This is a genomic window from Flavobacterium sp. GW821-FHT11G01, from assembly GCF_058808175.1.
In genome coordinates, this window is the sequence record NZ_JBXARK010000030.1 from 1 (window position 1) to 809 (window position 809).

At 41.8% G+C, this 809-nt stretch carries 1 protein-coding gene; it reads left to right on the top strand.

Annotated elements, in window-relative coordinates:
- A partial coding sequence (locus tag AC1RRN_RS21435; RefSeq protein ID WP_492969255.1) for an Ig-like domain-containing protein occupies positions 1-809 on the top strand: 809 nt, incomplete at both ends.

An 809-nucleotide genomic window follows, 5' to 3' on the forward strand; every position in this document is an offset into this window, starting at 1 on the left:
GTTTGGTATGATGCGATGACAGGAGGAAACTTGATTCCATCCACAACAGCTCTTACCACTGGTACTTATTATGCTGCAATCAAAGATCCAACAACTACTTGCGAGAGTAATGTTAGATTAGCTATCACTATCAGTGTAACCGATCCTGGAACACCAGTGATTACAGATACAGCCCAGGAATTCTGTTTGGTAAATGCACCAACTTTTGCCACTATCGACGTTAGTCCAGCTACAAATATTGTTTGGTATGATGCGATGACAGGAGGAAATTTGATTCCATCCACAACTGCGCTTACAACGGGTACTTATTATGCTGCAATCAAAGATCCGACAACTACTTGCGAAAGTAATGTTAGATTAGCTATTGCCATTAGTGTTACTGATCCTGGAACACCAGTGATTACAGATACAGCACAGGAATTCTGTTTGGTAAATGCACCGACTTTTGCCACTATAGACGTTAGCCCAGCTACAAATATTGTTTGGTATGATGCCTTAACTGGTGGAAACTTGATTCCATCTACAACAGCGCTTACAACGGGTACTTATTATGCTGCAATCAAAGATCCGACAACTACTTGTGAGAGTAATGTTAGATTAGCCGTTGCCATTAGCGTAACTGATCCTGGAACACCAGTAATAACAGATACAGCGCAGGAATTCTGTTTGATTAACGCGCCGACTTTCGCGACTATAGACGTTAGTCCAGCTACGAATATCGTTTGGTATGATGCGATGACAGGAGGAAACTTGATTCCATCCACAACAGCTCTTACCACTGGTACTTATTATGCTGCAATCAAAGATCC